Here is a 23,717-nt window from a genome sequence, read left to right on the forward strand (position 1 = left end):
AAGGGCGGGCAGCACTGATCCTTATTTTCCAATCATAGAAACGAAGGGGCTGGAACCTAGACATGAATAACCAAGTGCGTAAATGGACTACAGGCGCTCTGACGGCAGCGCTCGCGCTGTCGCTGGCGGCATGCTCGTCCAATAACGGCGGAGGCGGCAACGGCGCGACTTCGAACGCGAAGAAAGAAGACGGCGCGTCGAACACGGGCAACGCGGTGAACGCGGCCGCGTCGAACACGGGCAATGGGAACGCAGAGGCGACGGGCCTCGACGAGAATGAACCGGGCTGGAAGAAAGACACCTCCCCGATTACATTCGACTGGTACATGAACTTCTCATGGGCCAAATCCGATTGGGGCGATAATTTCGTATCCAAGTACATTACGAAGAAGACCGGCGTCAACGTGAAATTCGTCGTTCCGGCAGGCAACGAGAACGAGAAGCTGAATACGATGATCGCCTCCGGCAAGCTGCCCGATTTCATCACGCTGGATTGGTCCAACGACGGCGTGAAGCAGTTGATCGACAGCGGGCTGGTCCTGCCGCTCAACGAGCTGGGCAAACAGTACGATCCGTATTTCTTCAAGGTCGCCGATCCGCTGAAGCTCTCCTGGTATGCCCAGGAAGACGGCAATACGTACGGCTATCCGAATTTCTCGTCTTCGCCGCAGGATTATCAGAAATACGGCGATCAGTACACGTCGAACCAAACGTTCCTCGTGCGCAAGGACATGTACGAAGCGATCGGCAAGCCGGACATGCGGACGCCGGAGGGCTTCCTGAAGGCGCTGGAGATGGCGAAGGAGAAATTCCCGAAGGTAAACGGCCAGCCGCTCGTTCCGATCGGATTGACGGAGTTCGGCGGCGACGGCAGCTATTCGTTCATGGGCGGAACGAAGCTGGATTCCATGCTGCAGAACTTCCTTGCGATCCCGATGGAGAAGGACGGCAAGCTTTACGATCGCACGACCGATCCGGAATTCATCAAATGGTTGAAGGTGTTCCGTCAAGCCAACGAGGAAGGCCTCCTCCCCAAAGACGTATTTATCGATAAGCGGGCGCAAATCGACGAGAAGGTCGCGCAGGGGCGTTACTTCTCCATGCTCTACCAGGCAGGCGATATGTCCGGACCGAACGGCCAGCTGTACAAGGATGATCCGAATTCGGCCTACATCGCCATCGACGGGCCGGCCAATGCGAATATGGATGCGCCGACGCTGACGGGCCCCGGTATCTCCGGATGGACGCTGACGCTGATTTCGAAAAACGTGAAGGATAAGGCGCGGGCGATCCAGTTCCTGAGCTACATGCTGAGCGAAGAAGGCCAACGTGACTTGTATTTGGGGGAGAAGGGCGTCACGTACGATACGATCGACGGCAAAGACCAGTTCCTTCCGAAGATCACGGAGCTGAAACAGAAGGACCCCGATGCATATGGCAAGGAGTATGGGCTTGAGAGCTCTTATTGGATGCTGATGGATTTCAACCTGACGCTGCCATGGCAGACGCCCGTCGTGGAGCCGGACTTGCAGACGAAGGAATGGACGAAGGGCAAGATCTCCAACTTCTCCGCCTTCGATCTGATCAATCCGTCGGGCCAATCCGAGGAAGGCGTGGCCGCGGGCAAGATCGCGCTGCTCTGGGGCGATACGCTGCCGAAGCTGCTGCTGGCCAAGTCGGAGGATGAATTCGACACCGTGTTCAGCGAATTCCTCGAGAAGCGGAATACCTACGGCTACGAGAAAGTCATGGCTTACCGCGAGGCGAAATACGAGGATAACGTCAAGAAGCTCGGCCAATAACGCGGTCTGTCGGGCGGTACGCGCGAAGAAGCTTCGAGGGCGGCGGCAATGCCGGTCTCGAAGGGCTTCATCGCGCGGCCGCCCGCTGGTAGAATAGGAAGGGTATTCCATTCCAATGAAATAGGGAAGTGATCCCTTGCCTGCCTTCTTGAAGCATGCTGTACAGAAGCTCTCCTCCAGGCTCGAACGGATGTCGATCCAGAATCGGCTGATTGCGGCTTACCTCGTCGTGATGCTGATTCCGATGATGATCATCTCCGTCTATGTATTCAATGAATTCTATGTTGGGAACATCAACGGCCTGGCTCGCGCGAGAGAGGCCGAGATGCAGCTGGAGCAGCTTAGCATCCGCAACAACATGGAATCGCTCGAGCGCATGGCGCAGCTGACCCTGTCGGATCAGAGCATAATCGCCTATCTGGCTCGCGAAGACGAACCGAAGACGGAAGAGCTGATCGCTTTCAACAAGACGACGATCGCCAATCTGTCGCGGTTACAGTATAACAATCCGACGATTCACAGCCTGCGCGTCTATTTCGACAATCCGAGGATTTACGAGGCGTGGCCTTTGCTATTGCGCGAGAGCCGCATTGCCGGGCAGGCGTGGTACGGCGGGGTCAGGCAGCTGGGTGTCAAGGAACGCTGGTCGATCTTCGCAACGGAGAACGATCCGTTCATCACGACGGAACAGAAGCCGACGCCGCTCGTCTCGCTCTTCAAGGAGGCGAACATTCCGCTCGGCAATCATCTCGGCATCGTGGAGGTCGATATGCTGATGTCGGATTTCTTCCCGAAGACGTTCAGTCCGATCGGGCAGGCGAATTCGCAGATGTACGTCGTGTCCGGCGACGGACAGGTGTACGTTAACGACCGGAACGATTTTGCGTTCCAAACCGGCCTTACGCCGTCGAAAGTCAAGGAGCAGCTGCAACTTTTCGCTGCACCTGACAGTAACCGCTTTCAATTCTCCTACGGCGGCAAGCCGTACCTATGCCTCTACTCGCAGGTGGAGCTGCTGGACGCCAGGCTCGTTCAAGTGGTCTCGCTGGACAGCGTGCTCTCCAGCGTGCAAGGCATTCGGAACAAGATCATTATCGCGAACGTGATCTTGATGGTATTGCTGACGGCAGCGACTTATTTGATCAACGCCTTCATTTTGAAGAAGCTCCGCGTTCTGAGCGAATCCATGAAACGGGTCAACCGAGGCGACTTCGAGGTGTCGATTCCGATCAAAGGAAGCGGCGAGGTCGGGGAGCTTGCCCATCATTTCCGAAAAATGCTGCAGAAGATCAAGGGGTTGATCGCCGAGGCGGTCAAGAAGAACGCCGCGACCAAAGAAGTGGAGTTGAAGTCGCTCCGCAATCAGATCGATTCGCATTTTCTCTACAACACGCTGGAGAATATCAAGATGATGGCCGAGGTGGAACGGCAGGACAAGATCTCCAATGCGCTCACCTCGCTCGGCGGCCTTATGAGATACAATCTCAATTGGTCCGGGGACTATATCCGCTTGAAGGACGAAATCGCGCATATCGTGAACTACGTCGCCATTATGAACATCCGTTACAATCAGCTCATCGATCTGCGTATGGAGATTGCTCCGAAGTACGAGGAGCATGAGGTGCTCAAAATGTCGCTTCAGCCGATCGTGGAGAATGCCGTCAAATACGGCATGGAAACGGGACGCCGGAGAAAAGGCATCGTCATCACCATCTCCTGCAGGGAAGACGGGAAAACGACATACATCGAAATCAGCGATAACGGCGGCCGGCTGTCGGCAGGCAAGCTGGAGGAGATCCAGCGCAAGCTTGCCATGGACGACGCCGAACTGGACCGCGAGAACGGTCGTATACCGACGCTTCGAGGAGCGAATAACGGAGGCAGCGGCATCGGACTTCGCAATGTGCATCAGCGGTTGCAGCTCTTCTATGGCAGGGAGTATGGGCTTGCCGTTACGTGCGCCGAGGGTGAGTGGACGGCCGTTACGCTGAAAATTCCTTATCTCATTCTATCGGGAGGCGTTGCGGAGCATGCGAAACTTATTGATCGTCGATGATGAACAGCAAATCCGCCAAGGGCTCCAGGCAATGATCGAGCGGGAGTTTCCGGAGGAGTACGAGATATCGCTCGCGGAAGACGGAGAAGAAGCGCTTGAGATACACCGGGAGCGCCCTGCGGACCTGGTTATTACGGATATCCGCATGCCCGGGATGGACGGGATCGCGTTAATTCAAGAGCTGCAAGCGGGGAATCCGAAGCCGGCGGTCATGATTCTGAGCGGCTATGACGATTTTCGATATGCGAAGGAAGCGATCAAGTGCGAGGTGAAGGAGTACCTGCTGAAGCCGGTCGTGCGGGACGATCTGTTCGGGGCGGTTCGCCGGATCGGAGAGGCGCTGGCGCGCAGCGAGCATGCCGCCGAGCGGCTGAAGCAGTCCGATCGGATGATGGAGGAGCTGCGTGCCAGCCGGCTGAACAACATCTTCATGAATGCGCAGCTGGAAGCGGACGAAGTGCGCCGACTGTGCGAGAGCGTGGAGCTGGGCCGTTTCCAGGGCGAGTATTATATTGGGTTGATCGCGCTGTCGGAGCTGGATAGCCTGACGGTGAAGCGGGATATGATGCTCCAATGTTTCTTATCCATGATGGATGCCTGTAACGACGGGAGTATCGAGGATGGGGAGCCGGGTTGCGTTCGCGTGCTGGACAAAGACGCGAGGTTAGTTCTGATCACGCAGGCAGCGGGGGTATTGGAATGCCTGGCTGTCCGGGCGTCGCAATGCGGTTATGGGAATTTTCGGATGGGCGTCAGCGGGAAGGCGGAGGATTTGGCATCGCTTCGGGTGCATTATTTGGAAGCGGTCAAAGCGCTGAAGTATGGATTCATTCATCCGGAATCGATTCTCATTCCCTTCGGCAGCATCGAGCACAAGGAAAGAAGCTATCAGCTTCCTCTCGACCGCATCCGCAAAATCGCCAATATGCTGGGCACCAGCAGGGTGCAAGAGATGAAGGCGCTGCTTCATGAAGTGCTGGACCGAGAGGCTGTCGGCAAGTACGACATTTCGTACGCGGAGAAGCTGAGCGGCTCGCTCAACGAGCTTGTCTTCGACCGGGTGTTTCAGCTGTACGGCGAAGAGACGATCGAGATTTTGCGCATGTACAAGAAGGTCGGAAGCCTGTACGGCTGCGGCTCCTTCGATGCCTATGCGTATGGCGTCGAGCGTCTTCTCGAGCAGCTGAACGAATTCGTGTCCACGATGAAGGGCATTCATGTCGATCAGAAGGAAATGAAGCAGGCCATCGCCTATATCGAAGAACATTACGCCAAGGACCTCAGCATGACGATGGTGTCCAACCATGTGTCGTTAAACTATACGTATTTCAGTCAATCGTTCAAAGCGTTCACGGGCGAAAATTTCCTTACCTACTTGAAGCGCATGCGCATCTCGCGGGCCAAGCAGCTTCTCGAGACGACGGACGAGAAAATCGCGCGGATCGGAGAGCGCGTCGGGTTCGGAAATTCGAAGCATTTTACGAGGGCGTTCAGGGAGATGGAAGGAATCTCGCCGGGAGAATACAGGGACAAGCGAGAACCGCTGGAACATTCAGAACCGGCTGCGAACCGGACGGAAGGGAGGTGATGGGCCGCCGAACATGAGATTGTCGTCGATGAACCGTTTTAACCGCAGCAGGAACGTTACGGGATGAAACGCAAGTCCAAGCTTATTCACAAGGAGGAACTTTTGATGATGCAAGCTTTCGACACGACGGGTCGTGTCCGTATTCCTAGAAGAATCAGGAGGCCGTTATTGGCGGCGCTGGCGCTTTGCATGATGGTGGCAGCGCTCGCTTTTCCTTCGGCGGCCAACGCGGCTCCGCCCGTTAACCCAAGCGCAACGGATAACGCGAAAGCGGTACTTAACTACTTATACAGCGTTTCAGGCAATCATATCTTGTCCGGTCAGCATAATTATACCGAGGATCCTGCCGGCTGGTCGGCGCAGGCCGCGTCCGTGACGGGAAAGGCGCCTGCCGTATGGGGCAACGATTTCGCATGGGACGATTACGCGACGAGCCGCCAAGGCGTCGTCGACGAAGCGATCAATCAATGGCAGCAAGGCTCGCTCGTGACGCTTAGCTGGCATCAGCAGAAGCCGAACGATCCTGCGAACGCCGGCTGGGGCAGCGTTCAGGGCTGGTACACGGAGCAAGAGATGACCGATCTCGTGACGCCGGGCACCACCCTTTACAATCAATGGCTGACCAAGGTCGACGAGATCGCGGGCTACTTGCAGCAGCTGAAGAACGCGAACGTTCCGGTGCTGTGGCGTCCCTATCACGAGAATAACGCCAGCTGGTTCTGGTGGGGCGGCCGTCCGGCGCTGTTCAAGCAGCTGTGGATGAACATGTACGATCGCTTCACGAACTACCATCACCTCGACAACCTGATCTGGGTATGGTCCGCGGCGTCGAATAACGATTGGGCGGAGCCGCTGGCGGATTACTATCCGGGCAACGCTTACGTCGACGTGCTGGGCCAGGATGTTTACGACGGCTTCCAGCAAGCGTACTACAATGAACTGGTCACGGTCGCGAACGGCAAGCCGATCGCGCTCACCGAGAACGGCAAGATGCCGGACGCGTCGACGCTGGTCAATCAGCCGCTGTATACCTACTTCCTGATCTGGGGGGATCATCTGTACTCGGAGAACTCCGCTTCGGAAATTCAGGGAACCTACAACGACTCGCATGTCATTACGCGAGACGAAGTCAGCATTCCGCCGCTTCCCGGCAACGGAGAAGTGGACATCGACGATACCGCGACGGGTACGGGCATCAATAAGTACACCTATTCGGGCTCGTGGAGCACCAGTGCGGGCGCGGCCAAGTTTGGCGGCAGCGATCACTATTCCGCGACGACGAACGACTACTATCAAGTTTCGTTTAACGGCACCAAGGTGAAGCTCTACGGGTCCAAGGACGCCCACCACGGCATAGCCGCCGTATCCATCGACGGGGGCGCGGAGACGAATGTCGACTTCTATGCGGTTTCCCGGGCGGACAATACGCTTTTATGGACCAGTCCGACGCTCGCCGCCGGGAACCATACGCTGAAGGTGCGGGTGACCGGCTCGAAGAACGCGGCATCCACTTGGACGGTCATTACGGCGGACCGCGTATCGGTCACCGCAGCTACGCAGACGACCATCAACGACGCCACGACGGGAACGGGCCAGAACCAGTTCGAATACGTCGGCGGATGGAGCGCCAGCACGGGCTCGGCCGTCAAATATAACGGCGACGATCACTACTCCGGCAACACGAACGATTATTATCAGGTCCGTTTCAACGGCACGCGCATCGAGCTGTACGGCACGAAGGACGTCCATCACGGCATCGCAGCGGTATCCGTCGACGGCGGAGCGGAGACGAACGTGGACTTCTACGCGTCATCCCGCATCGATAACACGCTCGTTTGGAGCAGCCCGACGCTGGCGGCCGGCAATCATATCGTGAAGGTGCGGGTAACCGGCTCGAAGAACGCCGCTTCGACCTGGACCGTCGTTACGGCCGACCGGGCCGTCGTCACCTCTTAGCGGAGCGGGTTTCGCGTCGCGACCCGGGCGTATGCGGCGAACCGGATTCGCCCCGCCGCGCGCAGGGATACGACCGGTTTTTGAATTCGAAGGAGGTTATCGGATGCAGAAGATGTTCAACGCCATGAAGCGAGGCTTCTTGGCAGTAGCCGCAGTGACCGTCATTTTCTCGAGCTTTCAGGGGCCGGCTCCGGCATCGGCTGCCCCTCGCTGGTCCAATCCGAATATGACCAAGGAAGCGCGGGAAGTGCTGAAGTACTTGTACAATCAATCGGGCAAAGGAATCCTGTCCGGCCAGCACAATTATGTCGACGCGCCCAATGACTGGTCGAACAAGGCGGCTGAGATTACAGGCGAATATCCCGCCGTATGGGGCAATGATTTTGCCTGGGGCGAAGTATCCTCCATGCGCCAATCCGTCGTCGATGCCGCCATCGACGCATGGAACCACGGCTCGCTCGTGACGCTGAGCTGGCACGCGGAGAAGCCGGACGCGCCGGACAACGCCGGCTGGTGGGACGTGCAAAGCTGGTATACGGACGAAGAAATGTTGGAGGTCGTGACGCCGGGCACGGAGAAATACAAGCAATGGGAGAAGAAGGCCGACGAGATCGCCGGCTACCTCGGGCAGCTGCAGGCGGCTGGCGTTCCCGTCATCTGGCGGCCGTACCACGAGAACAATGCCGGCTTCTTCTGGTGGGGCGGTCGGCCGGAACTCGTGAAGCGGCTGTGGGCTAATTTATACGATCGCTTTACGAAGGTTCACCATTTGAACAATCTGATCTGGAACTACAATACAGCCTCCTACAATGAATGGTCGCTTCCCGTCGACGATTTCTATCCCGGCGATCGGTATGTGGATATGGTGTCCGTGGACATCTACGACGCCTTCAAGCAATCCTACTACGAGGATACGCTCCGCATCGCGAACGGCAAACCGATCGCGATCGGCGAATGCGGCACGCTCCCGGATATCGAACTGATCCAGACCGCGCAGCCGCTGTATACGTATTTCCTGGGTTGGGGCAATATGCTTACGGGCAGCAACTCGTACGAGCATATCAATGACGTGTACGATCATCCGTATACGACAAACAAGGATGAGGTCAAGCGTTCCGTATTCAAGTAACCGACGCCGGAGGCGGCGTGAAGCCGCTTGCTTCCCTCGGAAAGCAAGCGCAAAGGCGGGAGCGTAATTGGCGTGCCTCGTCTGTGCTTCTGGAAGAGGATGCGATTTCGATTGACTGCCGACGACCGGCCGAATGGAAATCCGTCATTCATCATTGAACCGATCATCGTAAAAAGGCACGTAAAGCTAGAGGCACAGTCTCGTCGATCATGACGAGACTGTGCCTCTTTGGCAGGCGCGGCTATACAGCGGGAGGGCTTTGGATGAGTATGCCCGAGTTACGCCGGTCGGGGCGCCCACAACATGATGGATACCCCTGCAATGCAGACGGCGGCGCCGATCCAATCGTAGGTATCCGGCGTTTTGCGGTCGACGAGCCAGCCCCACAGCACGGCGAGTACGATGAACACGCCGCCGTAGGCGGCATAGACGCGCCCGAACGAGGGGAAACTTTGAAACGTCGGTATGACGCCATAGGCGACCAGTACGAGGCTGCCGACGAGTCCGAACCAGAGCGGCTTGGCTTCCTTGAGCCATAGCCAGACGAGATAGCCTCCGCCGATTTCGGCAAGGCCGGCCAGCAGGAAGAGCAGGATAGCGATGATCACAGGCTAGACTCCTTTCGGTAGTTAGGCATGGACATGGATGTTCAAGGCCGGATAAGCCGAGCGGATGGCCCCGAAGCGTGCCTCGATCTGGGCGATGTCGAAACGTCCGGAGAACAGTTCCGGGTCCGGTTCGAACGTTACGCTAGTTCCGGTCTCGGCGGTTAGGCCTATGACGAACAGCGGGTGCTGAGGGATGCCGTTCTTGTAGCTTTGGCGCGAAATCTTGCCTTCCCGCCGAACTTCCACCTGCAGCTGAGCGGACATTGCATTGACGACGGGCATCGTGATGCCTTTGGCGCTGCCTGGGGCCGTGACTTCCGCGCTTCGGGCGGTCAACTGCTGAAGATCGGTCATGACGGAGTGCAGCCAGGTTCGGCCTGTTCCGCCGAGCAGCGTGGTCGGAATGCCGCGGCCGTTATCCGCGATCGTGGCGGAAGCGCCGTGAAGGAACAGGTGGATGTCGGTGCAATGCCCGCCCTCGTATTCCATCAGGGAATTTTCCAGCACAGCCCAAAGCAGGACATGCGGGTCGTGCCCGCCCGCATCGGCCGACCCGAGATAATCGCCTGCGCGTTCCTGGGCTGCGGTCATTTCGATATAGTCGCTCGTGTCGCTGAGATCGTTCGCCGCCGCGAGCAGCATGAGAATCGGAAGCATCCGCTGCGGCTGCACGATGTAGTCGCCGCCTCGCTCCTCCTGCCGCAGCAGATCGGCCCCGGCCATTGCTTTAATATGATGGTACAGCTGTCCGGTCGTTCCCATCTGAAGCTGATCGACCAAGGCGTTGCCGGTCTGCGGCTTCACGAGCAGCGCGCGCAGGATGTCCAGCCGCTGCTTATGGCCAAGCGCCGCCAAAATCTTGGCCGCACGCTCGCTGTCGAATTGCAGCAGCAGCTCGACGGCCCGCTCCTGCGGTTCCCATTTCAGCAGCCCCTGCTCATGACCGAAAGTGCCGGCGTAGTGAAGCGCGCCGCGCAGTCCATCCGACCCGAGTTCGTCGTGATTCGCGGCAGTATCACCAGCGATGGTCGGGCTTGCGTGGGCGCCGTTCCTTGCTCGTTCCGCAAACGCCCGTTCGATCTGCGTCTGCATCAGGGCAACCTGTGTTTTCAATTCATCGAGCTCGGCTCCGAAATCGCGTTCATTCATTCTAGTCACCTCACGATAGGATGGTTAAGTTATTTAATTACGTAATTACATAATAACATAATTGAGTGGTGGTTTCTAGTGGTTGGATGATCGGGTGGGGGGTTTTGCGGGTTATGCGTGAGAAATTGTCAGCGCAATGGGATTTGACGCTGAGCTTGAGCGATGTAGTGTACCCAGTACACTATATCGGTGGAAAAACGGCGAAAACGGAGCAAGAGGTGTACCCAGTACACTACATTGGTGGAAAACACCGGTGGCAGGCCCCCTCGCAAGCTGCGTTGTATGATATTTCGTACAAAACGGCGACGGCAGGCCTCCTCGCAAGCTGCGTTGTACGATTTTGCGAGCGGGAGCGACTTTGGTGCGAAGCACCACGAAGCGTCTGTCGCAAACACCGGAGCCACAGGCGCCACGGACCGGCCAAAGGAAGCCGCAGCGAAGTGCGGAGCACCACGGGAGCGCCCATCGCAAACACCGAGCACGCTTCCGCCCCAGCCGGTCCGCAGAGCTGCGCCTAGCAAAGGTTGTGCGAACGGGAGCCCCATCGCAAACACCGGAGTTGACATCTGGGACCCGGCACGCTATCATATCGAGACACCAACTAACTAATATTCGTTAGGCGATGGAAGTGTCCAACTGTTTTAAACCATTAGGAGTGATCCATATGACCGCAGCTCGTTTGAAACAAGCCGCCCTGACGCTGTTCGCGGAGTCGGGCTATGACGGCGTCTCTTTATCGGAGATCGCCAAAATCGTCGGCATTAAGACGCCGTCGATCTACGCGCATTTCGAGTCCAAGGAGCACTTATTCCTTGCGCTGCTGGAGGATGCGGTGCACGAGGAGAGCGAGAAATTCGCGCTGCTGCTCCAACAGACAGAGGATAAGCCGCCGATAGAGCGTTATTATGCCGCTTTTCGCTTTTTTACAGACATAGACGGGCTGACCAAAGGGCAATCGTTCTTGAAACGAACGATGCTGATGCCGCCGAAGAATGTGGAGGAGCGGCTGAGGCACGAGTTTATCGCGTACGAGAAGGTTTTTATTGGGCCGCTGACGGCGTTGTTCCGGGATTGCGCGGGATCGGAAACGAACGAAGAGCAGCTCGAACGGCTGCTTGCGCTCTTTTTTGCCGTCATAGACGGCTTGCTGGTGGAGCATAAATTGTACGATATGGAGCTGTATCGCCGCCGGCAGGCGCTGCTGTGGGATTGGCTGCAGGAAGCGCTGCGGTTGGAGCGGGCGAGATAAGGAGGATGAGTGCGGCATGGCGTGGTTGTATTTGCTGATCGCGGGCTTTCTGGAAGTGGCGTGGGCCTACGGACTGCAGGAATCGGAGGGATTTACCAAGTGGCTGCCGAGCCTGATCACGATCGCGTTGTTGGCCATAAGCTTCGTTTGCTTCGCCAAAGCGATGAAGGAAATCGAGATCGGGACGGCATACGCGGTATTTACGGGCATCGGGACAGTGGGAACGGTCGTCGTAGGCATCGCCGTGCTGGATGAGCCGGTCGATATGCTGAAGCTGTTGTTCGTCGCGCTGTTGGTAGGCGGCATCGTCGGCTTGAAGGTCATATCCGGCCGAACGGAAACGAAGGATGCGGCCTCCTCGGCGGGGACACCCGGAGAATAAGGAGCGGCAAGGAAGGGGGAATCGGTCGTGTCATGGTTATTCCTGTTGCTGTCCGGACTGGGAGAAGTCGGAGGCGTTACAGGCATCAAGATGTCGAACGGATTTAAAAATTGGCGGGGCACGCTGTTGGCGCTGGCCTCGGGATTTGTCAGCTTTTATTGTTTATCAAGGTCGCTGCAGGACATTCCGATCAGCACGGCGTACGCCATCTGGACGGGAATCGGTTCCGTGGGCAGCGTCATTCTGGGGATGCTGGTGTTCGGGGAGTCCAGGGATAAGCGCAAATTGGTCTTTATCGCGATGATCATCATCGGCGTAGCGGGGCTCAAAATCGTAGGCGACGCGCATTAGGCGGGTCGTCTTTTTGTGTCATCCCGGCTGCATGGCCTTGGGACGATCGTTACTTTGTTGTTACTTTCTCGTTACCTTTTTGTAACGGACTCCGCCCGCGCCGCGGGTAATATGGGGATGTAAGCAGCACTGTCCCTTGTCTCCATTACTACGAAGAGGTGAATGCAGCATGAACGCAGTAACGATCAACCCCGTTTGGAAGACGCTCGGCAAGCTGGCCCTGGCAGGACTTATCACGGCAGGATCCGGCGTGTTGGCCACAAGTTCTCAAGCAAATGCGGCAAGCGCGGCACAAGCGGCGACGAGCGCGTCGATCCCGTCGAACTTGAGCGCGCAGACCGGCAGTACTTATATCAAGACGATTTACAAGTTGGCGGCAAACGGCCAGATCCCTGGCTTGCAGGCTATCGCCGGCAAAACGCCGATATCCGCGGTCCATTATAAATGGGGCGAGCCGGACACGGGCGGCGGCGAGAAAGCCAACCATTACGAGTTTTATAATTTCGGCATGGGCCAAGGCGCCTTCGCGTTCGGCGTGAACAAGGCGGGCGTCATCTACGATTTGCGCAACTTCGGCGAGTCGGTCGACCAGACGGTCGGTATTAAATCGCTGACATTTGCGTCCGTCATCAAGACGCTGGGCATGCCGAAGGAAGTCCGCTTCAGCGGCACGGACAAAATCTACGTTTACCATCCGTCCGCAGCATACGAGCTGAAGTTCGTCGGCCCGGGCACGGCAGCCAAAGGCAAGATCGCGCACATCGACCATATTAACGTCTATTCGGCTAAAGCGGCGGCACAATAGTAAGGCAGAGGAAGAGCAATAACGAACAAAACCGTCCGGAATCGGCAAGCGAGCTGCCGATCACGGACGGTTTTTCTATGTGTCGCGGCTTCTCGCCGCATATTCGATTCCCGCCCGACGGCTACACCCGAGCGCCGCCCATCAAGCCGAGCAGCTCTTCCGCGGGATAGGCGCCGGACAGCGCATACCGGTTGTTGAACACGAAGAACGGCACGCCGGTTACGCCGATTTGGCGCGCCCGCTTCAGATCGGCCTCGACGGATTCTTCGCCTTCGCCTTGCTCCAGGCGCGTCCGGATGTCGGCTGCGTCCAGCCCCAGCCGCTCTGCTATCGCAACCATCTCGTCCAGCTGCGTCACGTCGCTGCCGTCTTCGAAATACGATTTGAACAGCGCATCGACGACGGCTTCTTTCTGTTCGTCTTGAAGGAGGGCAACGAAGCGATGCGCCAGCCGCGTGTTTGGCATCTTGCCGACGCGGTCGAAACGAAACGTCAGCCCGACCGCCGCGCCCGCGCCCGTTACATGCTCGACGACGCGCTTCATGGACTCCGGTCCGCCCATCTTGCGCATCATCGCTTCGTCGAACGCCCGGCCTTCCTCCGGCAAATCGGGATCCAGCTGGAACGCGTGATAAGCAACGGTCACGGGCTCGTCGTTCTGTTCCGCCCAGAGCTCAAGGGCGCGGGCGAGGTTTTGCTTGCCGATACGGCACCATGGACATGCGACATCGGAGTAGAGGTCAATATGCATCTGATCGCGCCAACCTTTCCCTGTATATATTTGGGGGCCGGCCCTGCATGGGTCGGCTGAATTGCGAGAACAAGGGCCGCATCCTATGACGGCATACATCCATGCTAATGCAGATTGGGCCGGCAAGCAAGGGCAGAGCGGCAGGTTCCTTCATGAAAAGCACCCCGCAGCGTCGCAGGCGAGACCCTGTAAGGGTTCCCGGCTGCTGCGCTGCGGGGTGCATGGGACAAGGAGGCGCGATCGTTCGCTTCATCCCGAATGTTCAATAAAAGGTTTCGTTCACGCCCGCTTTTTCCGCATTCGGTCCCGTCGCGCACCAATAGCCGATTCTCGCATGCACGTCGAGCAAGGTAAGCCGCTGCCCGTGCTTCGCGCCGGTATCGATCCCGATCTTGCCGTCGCCGAACCATAGCTTCCCTGGCTGGGCGCCTAGTCTGAACGTCGGAGTATGACCGAATACGACCGTGAATTCCGAACCTAGGGGCGGATTCAGGAAATCATCCCGGATTTCGGTCAAGTCGATCAGCGTCTGGGCATCCAGCCCGATGCCGGGACGAATGCCCGCATGGACGAACAAGTACTCGTCTTCCAACCGATAGCCGGGAAGCGATCGGATCCAGCCTGCCCAGCTCCGCCATTGATCCGCCTCCGCGCCCGACGGCGGTGCATCCTCCAGTCGCCGCAACAGCTTCAGTTCGTGGTTGCCGGGCAGGGCGTGAGCGCCCTGTTCAACGAGCGTCCGGATATAGTCCAGCGTTCCGTACGTGCCGGGATTGCCGGCATCGATATAGTCGCCGAGAAGCATGAGCCGGTCGCGTGCCGGGTCGTAGTTCGCGGAAGCGAGCAGCTTCTTCAGGCTGTCCTCGCAGCCGTGGATGTCGGAGATGGCGAGTAGTCGCGGGCGCAAGTTCAAATTGGAGTTCACCACCGTGTTCTTCCTTTCCTTATTCGGCCTCGGCGTACATGAAAGCGGAGGCTTCCGGTATGGACAGCCAATGCCGGCTGCCCGGTTCAAGCGGTCCGTCATGCAGCAGGTACATAAACTGGCCGCAATCCGACTCGATTTTGCAGCGCCAATGCTTGCCTTCGAAAATACAATTCCGAACCGTGACCGGCAGGCCGTTCGGCCATTCGGCCGACGCCGTCGGCTCGATTGCCAGCAGCGTCGCGTCTTCCGGCCGGAACATCAGCTCGGCGCGCTTCGTCTCCGGCAATCCGACGCCTTGAGGGAAGCTGCCGCGGATCGGCTGCAGGCCGTTTGGCAGCTTAAGCCCGGTTCCGCCGTCTTGGAGCACGACCGGATTTCCTTTCAGGCTGTTGATGCCGCCCAGCAGCGAGCATACCCAGCGGCTGGCGGGCCGGCTGTAGCATTCCTCCGGCGTGCCGATCTGATCGATCTGGCCTGCGCGCATGATGAGCAGCCGGTCCGCCATCGCGAACGCTTCCTCCGGATCATGCGTCACATGGAAGACGCTCGTGCCGAGCTTGCGGAACAGCTCCGCCATCTCCGTGCGCATCTCGATGCGCAGGCGCATGTCGAGATTGGACAGCGGCTCGTCAAGCAGCAGCAGCTGCGGGCGCGTGGCGAGCGCGCGGGCGATGGCCACGCGCTGCTGCTGTCCGCCGGACAGCTCCGGCGGCAGCCGCTTCTCGAGGCCGCCGAGCCGCAGCAGCGCCAGCAGTTCCGCGACCGTCCGGTCCGTATCGGACCGGGACATGCGCTGTCTGCGCAAGCCGTAAGCGATATTGTCGTACACGGACAAATGCGGCCATAAGGCGTAATCCTGGAAGACCATATTGACGCCGCGTTTCTCCGGCGCCAGCATCGTGCGGGAAGATCCGATCAGCTTCCCGTTCAGCAGCAGTTCCCCGCCGTCAGGCTGGAGCAGCCCGGCGACAAGCTGCAGCAGCGTCGATTTGCCGCAGCCGGACGGGCCCAGCACGCTAATGATTTCGCCGGGGCGCATATCGAACGAGATGCCTCGAAGGGCTTGGAAATCGCCATAACTGCGGCAGAGGAAGCGGGCGGACAGGAGCGGCGTTCCCGCTTCGGCCGGCTTCTCGGCGATCGCGGATCTCCGCTCGCCGGGTGCCGGCGCGGGAACGTTCTTCACGGCTTCGACCGCCGGGGTGGATGGGCTCATGCTTTAACCTCCTTGCGCCGAAGCAGCAGCTCCGCGACTAGAATAATGAGAATGACGATCGCGGATCCGAATACGGTCGCGGCTGAAGCATAGCCGAACTTCAGATCCTCGAACGCTTTGTTGATCGAGACGGGGAGCGTCAAGAAGTTCGGCGGAAACAAGATCGAATTGACCGCGAGATCGAAGACGCCGGAGCCGAACGCGGCCAGCGCCGCCGAGAGCAGCGCGCCTCGAATGAGCGGTACGAGAATGACCCGGATTCGTCCGAAGAACGAGCCGCCGTACAGCTGGGCGGCCGTCAGCAGCTGCGCGGGCACTTTCGCCATCGCGCCGACCAGCATCCGCGTGATGATCGGTATCGCGCCGGCGACGGAAGCGAGGACGAGAATCCAAGGCGTGCCGTACAGCAGCAGCCCTACGCGCTCCAGCCACGGCTGATTCCAGACGAAAATATAACCGATCCCGAGCACGACGCCCGGCACGGCAAGCGTAAGAATGGAGATCGTTTCAATCATCCGCTTGTGGCGGAATGTGGAATAGGTCAACACATACGCGACACCGAGGCCGATCAGCAGCGCGATCAAGGCAGCCGCGGCCGCGATGAGCAGGGAATGGCCGAGCCCGCGCAGCAATTGCTGACCGTCGTCGAATAAGGACGCGTAGTTGGAGAGCGTCCAGTTGCCCGACTTCACGCCGCCGCTTGCGGTTTTGGCGAAAGACATCCAAATGTTCGTCCCGATCGGGATGCCGAAGATGACCGCCAGGAGCAGAACGTTCCCCGCTGCCAGCGGCAGCGCGAGTTTCCCGGAAGGCTTCGGCACCAGTCGTTCGGCCCGGCTGTTCAGAAAGTCGTATCGCGAACGGCGCATGGCGTAGAATTGCAGCACCATGGCGGCTCCGATTAACAGAACCAGATAGAACGACAGCACGCCGGCCATGTCGAAACGAATCGGCGACGTATAGATCGCCGAATAAATCGAGTAGGGCAGCGTCGGGAACCGGTACACGGCCGAGATCGAGGCCGGCAAGCCGAAGTCGCCGATCGTATCCATGAAGACAAGCGCCGCACCCGCCAGAACGGCCGGCATGAGGAGCGGTGCTTGGATCGTCCGCCAAGCGGTGAACGGAGAGGCTCCGTTCAGCCTGGCGGCTTGCGATAACGAGTCGACCTTCCATTCCATTGCGGAATAGACGCTGAGATAGGCAAGCGGGAACTTGCTGAGCGTCATCACCGCGATGAGACCCGCCGGACTGAAGACGAACGAGCTGACCCCGTGCGAACCGAACATGGAGAAGGCGAGGCCCTTCGGCGCCGCGAACATGACCCAGCCTTGCGATAGTATAAAGGAAGGCGTAATGATGAGTACCCAGACGGCAGCATCGAGCAGCCGAGCTGTCGGGAATGCCCGGGTGGCGCGGACGATGGCAAGCGTGCCGCCCAGCGCCGTCGCGAACACCGTCGTTCCCGACGCGAGCAGGACCGAATTCTCCAGCGACTTCTGCCAGAGCGGCCGCTGCGCGATTTCAAGCAGAATTCGCCAGTCGCCGAATTTCAAGCTTCCGAAAAAGATGCCCGGAAGCAGCACCTGAACGATGACTGCTCCGAGCGGGCAAAGCACGAGTATGAACAACAGCAGCATTACCGGCCATCCGAGACGGCCGTCCGTCGTGCGGGCCGTCACTATTTCACCGATTGGTCGGAGAACCATTGCTTGATTTCGGCTTCATTGTCGGAGGCCCAATCGGCTTTGGCAACGACCAGCTTCGCGTTTGCTTCGCGGTCCGCTTTCGGTTTCGCGCCCGCTACGGAAGGCTCGAAGTAGCTTTCGTCGCCTTTGTCGACCAGCGCTTGCTGCGTTTTCGGGTCAAGGAGGAATTCCACGAACGCCTTGGCCGCTTCCGCGTTCTTGGTGTCCTTCTGAATCGCGGCTACGCGGACGGAAGCCGGAGCTCCGTCTTGCGGCCATACGATCTCGATCGGTTCTCCGCCATTTTTCATCACGTAGGCATTGCTCTCTTGCAGGGCGGCCACTTTGATTTCGCCGCCGGACAGCGCTTCTACCACGTTCGGGTTCTTCGGATAGACATGCAGGCCGTTCTTGAGCAGCGAGCTGAAGTAGGACTTGCCTGCGTCCATGCCTTGGTCCTGGAAGAACCACGAAACGAACGGGTAAGCCGGTGCGGCAACGGCCGGGTCGGCCATGCCGATCATGCCTTTATATTTGGCGTCGGTGAAATCTTTCCACGATTTCGGAGCATCTTCCGCTTTGATCTCGTTCTTGTTGTATACGATGACGCCAGCGGCATGCGCGCCGGTCGGGAAGTAGGCGTTGTCCGTAGGCACGAACGATTTGGCGAAGTCCGTCAAGCCGGATGCGTTGGCCGGCGACCAGCCGGTGAGCAGCTCGCCCTGCTTGTCCAATCCTTCGATCGAAGGCATAGCGTCCATCCATACTACGTCCCAGTGCGGATTGCCTTTCTCTGCTTCGATGCGGGACATGATTTCGGCGCCGTTGCCGCTAACGACGTCAAGTTTGTAGCCTGTTTGCTCTTCGAACATCGGTTTAACGATATCGTCAAAGTCGTTCAAATATACGGTGAGCGTTCCTTTGTTCGCTGCAGGCGCATCGGCCGCGGCGTTCGTTGCTGCGGCGTTCGTCGTTGCGTCGGTCGCTGTCGTGTCGGCTGCGGCCGCGTTGTTCGCAGCGGCATTCGTTGCATCGGCTGCGTTCGTGCCTGCCGCATTCGCGTTCGTGCCCGAGGCGTTTGCGCCATTCGCCGCGCTGCCGTTCGCGCCGTTGTCGTTATTTCCGCATGCGGTCGAAACGATCGCGAGCAGAAGCAATGCGCCTACAATACCTGTCTTTCCGTTCATCTTGCTATTCATCGGTTAATCTCTCCTCCGTAATGGTCTATGTCCAATGTAGTCGAGAAGTATCAGCCGAACGTTAACGGAACGTCTAGTTATTATTAAGTATCATCTATACATATTGATATATATATTGATGTCATCTATATTTGGGGAAAAAGGCAGCGGAGGAGAATGAGGCATGAATGTGCAGCAGTTGCGGGTATTCGTAGAGGTATGCGGGAGTGAAACGCTGCAGGAAGCGGCGGAGAAGCTCGGGCTGAAGCAGCCGACGGTCAGCTTTCATCTTCGCAAGCTGGAGGAGGAGCTTGGCGTCAAGCTGTTCCATAAGCCGGCACGCAGCCTGTTCCCGACCGAGAACGCAGCGGACCTGCTTCCTTACGCAAGGCGAATCGTCGCCTTGATGGAGGACGTGGAGGCGATGATGGAAGAGCGGAGGGAGCAGGGCGAAGGCAAGCTGAAATTGGGCGCCAGCTACACGCCGGCTACGTATTTCCTGCCGCCCCATATGGCGGCGTTCGGCAATCTCCATCCGCGCGTGCGCATTCAATTGAGCGTGAAGAAGGCGGATAGTCTATTGGACATGCTGCGCAAGTACGAGATCGACGCGGCCGTGGTGTCGCTGCCATCCGATCGCCTGGAAGGGCTCGTCATGGAAAAGCTGATGGAGGACGAGCTGAAGCTGCTGCTCTCGCCGGCGCATCCGCTCGCGCAATGCGAAATGATGACGGCCGCCAATTTGCAGCCGCAGACATTCCTGCTGCATGAAGCCGGCTCCACCTCCCGCAAGCTGACGGACGAATGGGCGGCCGCCATCGGGCTGCGATGGCAGTCGTTCATGGAGCTCGGCGCGATCGAGACGATCAAGGAAGCGGTCAAATGCAATATCGGCATCGGCGTGCTGCCCAAGCGGAGCGTCATTCGGGAAGCAACATCCGGCGAGCTGATCATGCGGGATTTGCCGCAGCATGAGAACCGCCGCCACATCTGCCTCGTGTACCGCCGCGAAGAACAGATCGCGAGACAGGTGCGCGCCTTTATCGCGTTTTTGCTTCATGAGTGCGCCGAAGAGCCGCTCGCCTAACAAGGCGGCGGCATGGATGGGGCCCATGGCCTATTCAGATTCGATCCGATGCGAGAAGTCAGCCGGCAAGATGCAGCAAGCTCTAAAAGGTTAAAAGGTCAGTAGGATTTGATGATCTCTTCGATGCAGTTCATCAGCTTATCGAACTCGGCCAGCGCCCGCGTGGAATCGTGATCCGCGATGGCCGCGAACATCGTATGATGGAATTCGTACGTTTCGTCGAACAGCTTCTGTTCGCCGAGCGGTTCATTGAAGAACCGCTCGTACAAGCTGGATATCGATTCGAGCACGCTGGATAGGATCGGATTGGCCGCCGCCCGCATCACGCCCCGGTGAAAGGCCAGGTCGATCTGGGAGGTCTGTTTGCCCGCTTCCTTCAGCCTGGCATATTCGCGCAGGCATTCGGTCAACTCGCTGATCTGCGCCGGAGTGATTCGTTTGGCCGCCAGCTCCACTGCCTTTCCTTCCAGCGCGCGGCGGACGTCCAGGATCGAGAGCAGGAATCGCTTTTCCTTCTCGATCTTGATTTTGCCGGCAAACCGGTAAGTGCCCACGTCGCGGACGAAAATCCCCTTCCCGTTGGCGACGGTGATGACGTCGATCGCCTCCAGATAGCGCAGCGCTTCGCGGAGCGAAGAGCGGCCGACGCCGAACATCTGCGTCATCGCCTCGACCGACGGAAGCTTATCTCCTTCCTGCAGCGACTTCTCTTCAATAAAGTTCTGAATTTCCTGCGAAACCAATTCCGGCATCGATTGCCTTTGGATTTTAGCCACGTCGTATCCCTCCCGTTATCACGAATTCAGCGGTTGTTCGCGGTTTACAGCTGCAGGTCCTTCACGTCCGTCCAAGCCTGATCCATGTCTTGCAGCAGATCGTCGACGTTCTCCAGCCCGATATGAAGCCGGATCAGGCTGCGGGCTTCCGGCGCGCAGCCCGGTACGGCCGGGTTGACCGTCACGAGCGACTCGAAGCCGCCCCAGCTGACGCCGATTTTGAAATACTTCAGCCGGTTCGCCCATTCCCTCATCTTCTCCGGCGACTCCGCCGACTCGAACGAGAACAGTCCGCTCGAACCGTTCATCTGTTTCAGCGCCAGCGCATGCTGCGGATGCGAAGGGAGCGCGGGGTGATTGATCCGCGCGACGTACGGCTGGCCCGCCAGATGTGCCGCGGCCGCCAGCGCGCTCTTCTCGTGACGTTCCATGCGCAGCGGGAGCGTACGCAGGCAGCGCGTAATAAGCGCCGCGGAATGCGCCGTCATGATGCCGCCGAACAGCATATATTCGTCCTCCGCGATCCGGCTCACCAGCTGCTCGGAACCGATCACGACGCCTGCGACGCTGTCGCTCTGCCCTGAGATGTATTTCGTCACGGAATGGACGACGAGATCGATGCCCAGCTCCAAGGGGCGCTGGAAGATGGGCGTCGCCCACGAGTTGTCGGCAATGGCGACGATGCCTCGGCTGCGGGCGAGCTCAGCGCAGGCCGCCAAGTCCTGCAGCTGGAACAGCATCGACGTGGGGCTTTCCAAGTACAGCAGTTTGGTCTCCGGGCGGAGCGCCGCGCGGATATCGTCCAGCGAGCTGCCGTCCACGAGCGTAGCGTCGATGCCGAAGCGCTGCAGGTACTGCGTCACGAACATGCGCGTCGGACCGTATGCCTGGCTCACGCAGATAATATGATCGCCGGTCCTCACCGTGGACAGGATCGCGGCGGAGATGGCGGCCATGCCCGACGCGAAGCATTTGGCCATTTCCGCCCGTTCGAGCTCGGCCAGCTTCTCCTCTAGATAGCGCACGGTCGGGTTGTAGCCCCGAGAATAGACGGGGGTGTGCTGCGAATGCTGGGCGGCTTGCTGGAATTGGTCGTACGTCTCGAACGCGAACAGGCTCGTTTGATAGATTGGCACGTTGATCGCGCCGTGGTGGCGGACGTCGACGGCATCGTGCGTCACCGTCGAATACTGCCAAGCCAGGTTTTCCTTCTTGGTCATCGCTGCATGCTCCTTTCGTTACGCAGGGTTATCCCTTGACTGCGCCTTGCGTCAGCCCGTCGACGATGAAGCGCTGCGCGACGGCGAACAGCGCGATGGTCGGGAGAACGGACAGCACGGTCCCGGCCGACATGGCGCCCCAATCGACGTCGAACTTCATGACGAACGAGTTCATTGCGACGGGCAGCGTCTTGAGGGATTCGTCGTCGATGAACAGGACGGCCACGAACAGTTCGTTCCAGTTCTGCACGAAGGCGAAGATGAACGTGGCCGCGATCCCGTTCAGCATGACCGGCATAATGACGCGGACGAGCGCCGACATCCGGGAGCAGCCGTCGATCATCGCCGCTTCCTCGAGACTGGACGGGATCCGCTCGAAGAAGCCTTTGAGCAGAATCGTCGAGAACGGAATCAGCCCGACGGTGTACATGAGCACGAGCGAGGCGCGCGTATTGATCAGGTCGAGCCGGGTCATCAGCAAGTACAGCGGCGCCAGCGCCACGAAGCCCGGCAGCATCTGGGTCAGGAAGAAGCCGAGCATCACATGCCGGTGGGCGCGGAATTTGAACCGGGCCAAGACGTAGGCGCTAAGCACCGAGATACAGACGACGATCACGGCCGCGCTGAGCGAAATGAGCAGACTGTTGGCGATATAGATGTGAAACTTCGAGATCTTGATGATGTTGATGTAGTTTTGAAACGTTAACCGATCCGGCCAATATTTCAGCGGGAAGGAGAAAATGTCCTTTTGCGGCTTCAAGGACGTAATGACGATCCAATAGAGCGGGAATGCCATGACGATCAAATAGACCGCCAGGAAGACGACTTTCAACCCTTTCGATAGGTTCCGCTTCATATCAGAAGTCCCCCAATTTCTCGGATCGCGTGACCGTGAGATAGAAGATCGTATAGAGAAGCAGAATGCCGATCATGACGATGCCGATCGCCGAAGCCGCGCCGTAATCGCCGCCGTACATGATTTTGTCCAGCATGAGCGAAGACAGGATATGCGTCGAACCGGCAGGTCCGCCGTTCGTCAAGCCGTAAATGATCGAAGGATCGTTGAAAATCCAGATCGCCCGCAGCAGCGTCGTCGTAATGACGGTTGGCATGATATAGGGCAGCGTGATGTTGAACAGTTTGCGCGCGCCGTTCGCGCCGTCCATGCTTCCCGCCTCGTACAGCTCGGAAGGCACCGATTGCAGCGCGGCCAGCAGCATGATCGCGAAGAAGGCGATGCCATACCACACGTTCGCGACGATAACCGACGTCATCGCCCAGCTCGGATCCGACAAGAATCCGATGCGTTCGTGAATGAGACCCAGATGCAGCAGCAGGTCGTTGATGACGCCGATCTGCGAATTGAACATCCATTTCCAGATCAAGCCGATCAGGAAGCCGGACAGTGCCCAGGGGTAGAAGACGAAGCCTTGGAAGATCCCGCGTCCGCGAAACCGTTTGTTCATTAACAGGGCGACCGTCAAGCCGATCGAGAATTGCAGGATCAGCGAGATGAAGACCCAGTAGACGCTGTTGGTGGCGGCGTGCTGGAATTTCGTATCGTGGAACATCGTCTTGAAGTTGTCCAAGCCGATGAAGTGAACGTTCGTCAGGTCGAAGAGCTGGTAGTTCTGGAACGCCATGACGATGCCGCGCAGAAACGGGTAATAGGTAAAGACGAGCACGAGCACGAGCGCGGGCAGCAAGCTGAGAAAGATGAAACCGCGCGGCGAGCTGCGGAAGCCGGATTGCATGCGCCTGACAACGGAGGGCTGACCTTCTTTCATGAACCGCACCA

20 protein-coding genes and 1 pseudogene are annotated in these 23,717 nt (G+C 58.5%); 10 read left to right on the forward strand and 11 right to left on the reverse strand.

What is annotated here, in order from left to right:
* Positions 1–62: 62 nt before the first annotated feature.
* The 5 genes from GZH47_RS17885 (at position 63) to GZH47_RS17905 (ending at position 8,531) form a co-directional block, all read left to right on the forward strand.
* A complete protein-coding gene (locus GZH47_RS17885; RefSeq protein WP_162642289.1) occupies positions 63–1,802 on the forward strand; it encodes an extracellular solute-binding protein in 1,740 nt (579 codons plus the stop codon).
* Positions 1,803–1,938: 136 nt separating this feature from the next.
* Positions 1,939–3,858: a cache domain-containing sensor histidine kinase gene (locus GZH47_RS17890; RefSeq protein WP_162642291.1), complete on the forward strand. Its 1,920-nt coding sequence runs from the start codon at positions 1,939–1,941 to the stop codon at positions 3,856–3,858.
* On the forward strand, positions 3,833–5,446 hold the full coding sequence (locus tag GZH47_RS17895) for a response regulator (RefSeq protein WP_162642293.1): 1,614 nt from the start codon (positions 3,833–3,835) through the stop codon (positions 5,444–5,446). The genes GZH47_RS17890 and GZH47_RS17895 overlap by 26 nt, the downstream gene beginning before the upstream one ends.
* 105 nt (positions 5,447–5,551) lie before the next feature.
* On the forward strand, positions 5,552–7,402 hold the full coding sequence (locus GZH47_RS17900) for a glycosyl hydrolase (RefSeq protein WP_162642295.1): 1,851 nt from the start codon (positions 5,552–5,554) through the stop codon (positions 7,400–7,402).
* A 103-nt stretch (positions 7,403–7,505) separates the two neighbouring features.
* Positions 7,506–8,531 (forward strand): glycosyl hydrolase, encoded by a 1,026-nt coding sequence (locus GZH47_RS17905; RefSeq protein WP_162642297.1) that lies wholly within the window; start codon positions 7,506–7,508, stop codon positions 8,529–8,531.
* A 278-nt stretch (positions 8,532–8,809) separates the two neighbouring features.
* Here GZH47_RS17905 and GZH47_RS17910 read toward each other — a convergent pair whose 3' ends face one another.
* Both GZH47_RS17910 and GZH47_RS17915 read right to left on the reverse strand, forming a co-directional pair.
* Positions 8,810–9,139: a YnfA family protein gene (locus tag GZH47_RS17910; protein WP_192043523.1), complete on the reverse strand. Its 330-nt coding sequence runs from the start codon at positions 9,137–9,139 to the stop codon at positions 8,810–8,812.
* Between the two features lie 21 nt (positions 9,140–9,160).
* Entirely contained in the window at positions 9,161–10,288 is a 1,128-nt protein-coding gene (locus GZH47_RS17915; protein WP_162642299.1) for a helix-turn-helix domain-containing protein, read from the reverse strand.
* Between the two features lie 664 nt (positions 10,289–10,952).
* Here GZH47_RS17915 and GZH47_RS34765 point away from each other — a divergent pair.
* The 4 genes and pseudogenes from GZH47_RS34765 to GZH47_RS17935 all read left to right on the forward strand — a co-directional run.
* Positions 10,953–11,109 (forward strand): annotated as a pseudogene (locus tag GZH47_RS34765) (TetR/AcrR family transcriptional regulator); the annotation flags it as partial.
* Between the two features lie 444 nt (positions 11,110–11,553).
* Complete coding sequence (locus GZH47_RS17925) at positions 11,554–11,919, forward strand: DMT family transporter (RefSeq protein ID WP_162642303.1); 366 nt, start codon at positions 11,554–11,556, stop codon at positions 11,917–11,919.
* A gap of 27 nt (positions 11,920–11,946) precedes the next feature.
* On the forward strand, positions 11,947–12,270 hold the full coding sequence (locus tag GZH47_RS17930) for a DMT family transporter (RefSeq protein WP_162642306.1): 324 nt from the start codon (positions 11,947–11,949) through the stop codon (positions 12,268–12,270).
* 169 nt (positions 12,271–12,439) lie between these two features.
* Positions 12,440–13,075, forward strand: a complete 636-nt coding sequence (locus GZH47_RS17935; protein WP_162642308.1) for a YjgB family protein — start codon at positions 12,440–12,442, stop codon at positions 13,073–13,075.
* A gap of 121 nt (positions 13,076–13,196) precedes the next feature.
* Here GZH47_RS17935 and GZH47_RS17940 read toward each other — a convergent pair whose 3' ends face one another.
* The 5 genes from GZH47_RS17940 to GZH47_RS17960 all read right to left on the reverse strand — a co-directional run bounded on the left by GZH47_RS17940 (position 13,197) and on the right by GZH47_RS17960 (position 18,857).
* Positions 13,197–13,826 carry a DsbA family oxidoreductase gene (locus tag GZH47_RS17940; RefSeq protein ID WP_162642317.1) on the reverse strand — a complete coding sequence of 210 codons (630 nt, stop codon included), beginning with the start codon at positions 13,824–13,826 and terminating at the stop codon, positions 13,197–13,199.
* A gap of 262 nt (positions 13,827–14,088) precedes the next feature.
* Positions 14,089–14,754, reverse strand: a complete 666-nt coding sequence (locus GZH47_RS17945; RefSeq protein WP_162642319.1) for a metallophosphoesterase family protein — start codon at positions 14,752–14,754, stop codon at positions 14,089–14,091.
* Positions 14,755–14,770: 16 nt separating this feature from the next.
* Positions 14,771–15,970 carry an ABC transporter ATP-binding protein gene (locus tag GZH47_RS17950; RefSeq protein WP_162642321.1) on the reverse strand — a complete coding sequence of 400 codons (1,200 nt, stop codon included), beginning with the start codon at positions 15,968–15,970 and terminating at the stop codon, positions 14,771–14,773.
* Entirely contained in the window at positions 15,967–17,679 is a 1,713-nt protein-coding gene (locus tag GZH47_RS17955; protein WP_162642323.1) for an ABC transporter permease, read from the reverse strand. Before GZH47_RS17955 ends, GZH47_RS17950 begins: the two co-directional genes overlap by 4 nt.
* Positions 17,652–18,857, reverse strand: coding sequence for an ABC transporter substrate-binding protein (locus GZH47_RS17960; protein ID WP_225446118.1), 1,206 nt, complete (start codon positions 18,855–18,857; stop codon positions 17,652–17,654). The genes GZH47_RS17955 and GZH47_RS17960 overlap by 28 nt, the downstream gene beginning before the upstream one ends.
* 163 nt (positions 18,858–19,020) lie before the next feature.
* On the opposite strand from GZH47_RS17960, the gene GZH47_RS17965 reads away from it, so the two are divergent.
* The gene (locus GZH47_RS17965) at positions 19,021–19,923 is read left to right on the forward strand and encodes a LysR family transcriptional regulator (protein WP_162642325.1); all 903 of its coding nucleotides are present in this window, start codon (positions 19,021–19,023) and stop codon (positions 19,921–19,923) included.
* 98 nt (positions 19,924–20,021) lie between these two features.
* Here the strand turns inward: GZH47_RS17965 and GZH47_RS17970 are convergent, their stop codons facing one another.
* Genes GZH47_RS17970 through GZH47_RS17985 form a run of 4 tightly spaced genes read right to left on the reverse strand, consistent with a single transcriptional unit; the run spans position 20,022 to position 23,706 of the window.
* Positions 20,022–20,699, reverse strand: a complete 678-nt coding sequence (locus GZH47_RS17970) for a FadR/GntR family transcriptional regulator (RefSeq protein ID WP_225446119.1) — start codon at positions 20,697–20,699, stop codon at positions 20,022–20,024.
* Positions 20,700–20,743: 44 nt separating this feature from the next.
* Positions 20,744–21,919, reverse strand: a complete 1,176-nt coding sequence (locus GZH47_RS17975) for a trans-sulfuration enzyme family protein (RefSeq protein ID WP_162642327.1) — start codon at positions 21,917–21,919, stop codon at positions 20,744–20,746.
* A 28-nt stretch (positions 21,920–21,947) separates the two neighbouring features.
* A complete protein-coding gene (locus tag GZH47_RS17980) occupies positions 21,948–22,775 on the reverse strand; it encodes a carbohydrate ABC transporter permease (protein WP_162642329.1) in 828 nt (275 codons plus the stop codon).
* A 1-nt stretch (position 22,776) separates the two neighbouring features.
* Entirely contained in the window at positions 22,777–23,706 is a 930-nt protein-coding gene (locus GZH47_RS17985; RefSeq protein WP_162642331.1) for a carbohydrate ABC transporter permease, read from the reverse strand.
* Between the last annotated feature and the right edge of the window lie 11 nt (positions 23,707–23,717).

Source organism: Paenibacillus rhizovicinus (assembly GCF_010365285.1).
In the GTDB taxonomy this organism is placed as follows: domain Bacteria; phylum Bacillota; class Bacilli; order Paenibacillales; family Paenibacillaceae; genus Paenibacillus_Z; species Paenibacillus_Z rhizovicinus.

Coding starts and splice junctions, on each gene's coding strand:
- GZH47_RS17885 (WP_162642289.1), top strand. CDS start 63: ATGAATAACCAAGTGCGTAAATGGACTACAGGCGCTCTGACGGCAGCG.
- GZH47_RS17895 (WP_162642293.1), top strand. CDS start 3,833: ATGCGAAACTTATTGATCGTCGATGATGAACAGCAAATCCGCCAAGGG.
- GZH47_RS17900 (WP_162642295.1), top strand. CDS start 5,552: ATGATGCAAGCTTTCGACACGACGGGTCGTGTCCGTATTCCTAGAAGA.
- GZH47_RS17905 (WP_162642297.1), top strand. CDS start 7,506: ATGCAGAAGATGTTCAACGCCATGAAGCGAGGCTTCTTGGCAGTAGCC.
- GZH47_RS17915 (WP_162642299.1), bottom strand. CDS start 10,288: ATGAATGAACGCGATTTCGGAGCCGAGCTCGATGAATTGAAAACACAG.
- GZH47_RS17925 (WP_162642303.1), top strand. CDS start 11,554: ATGGCGTGGTTGTATTTGCTGATCGCGGGCTTTCTGGAAGTGGCGTGG.
- GZH47_RS17935 (WP_162642308.1), top strand. CDS start 12,440: ATGAACGCAGTAACGATCAACCCCGTTTGGAAGACGCTCGGCAAGCTG.
- GZH47_RS17940 (WP_162642317.1), bottom strand. CDS start 13,826: ATGCATATTGACCTCTACTCCGATGTCGCATGTCCATGGTGCCGTATC.
- GZH47_RS17950 (WP_162642321.1), bottom strand. CDS start 15,970: ATGAGCCCATCCACCCCGGCGGTCGAAGCCGTGAAGAACGTTCCCGCG.
- GZH47_RS17955 (WP_162642323.1), bottom strand. CDS start 17,679: ATGGTTCTCCGACCAATCGGTGAAATAGTGACGGCCCGCACGACGGAC.
- GZH47_RS17960 (WP_225446118.1), bottom strand. CDS start 18,857: ATGAATAGCAAGATGAACGGAAAGACAGGTATTGTAGGCGCATTGCTT.
- GZH47_RS17965 (WP_162642325.1), top strand. CDS start 19,021: ATGAATGTGCAGCAGTTGCGGGTATTCGTAGAGGTATGCGGGAGTGAA.
- GZH47_RS17975 (WP_162642327.1), bottom strand. CDS start 21,919: ATGACCAAGAAGGAAAACCTGGCTTGGCAGTATTCGACGGTGACGCAC.
- GZH47_RS17980 (WP_162642329.1), bottom strand. CDS start 22,775: ATGAAGCGGAACCTATCGAAAGGGTTGAAAGTCGTCTTCCTGGCGGTC.
- GZH47_RS17985 (WP_162642331.1), bottom strand. CDS start 23,706: ATGAAAGAAGGTCAGCCCTCCGTTGTCAGGCGCATGCAATCCGGCTTC.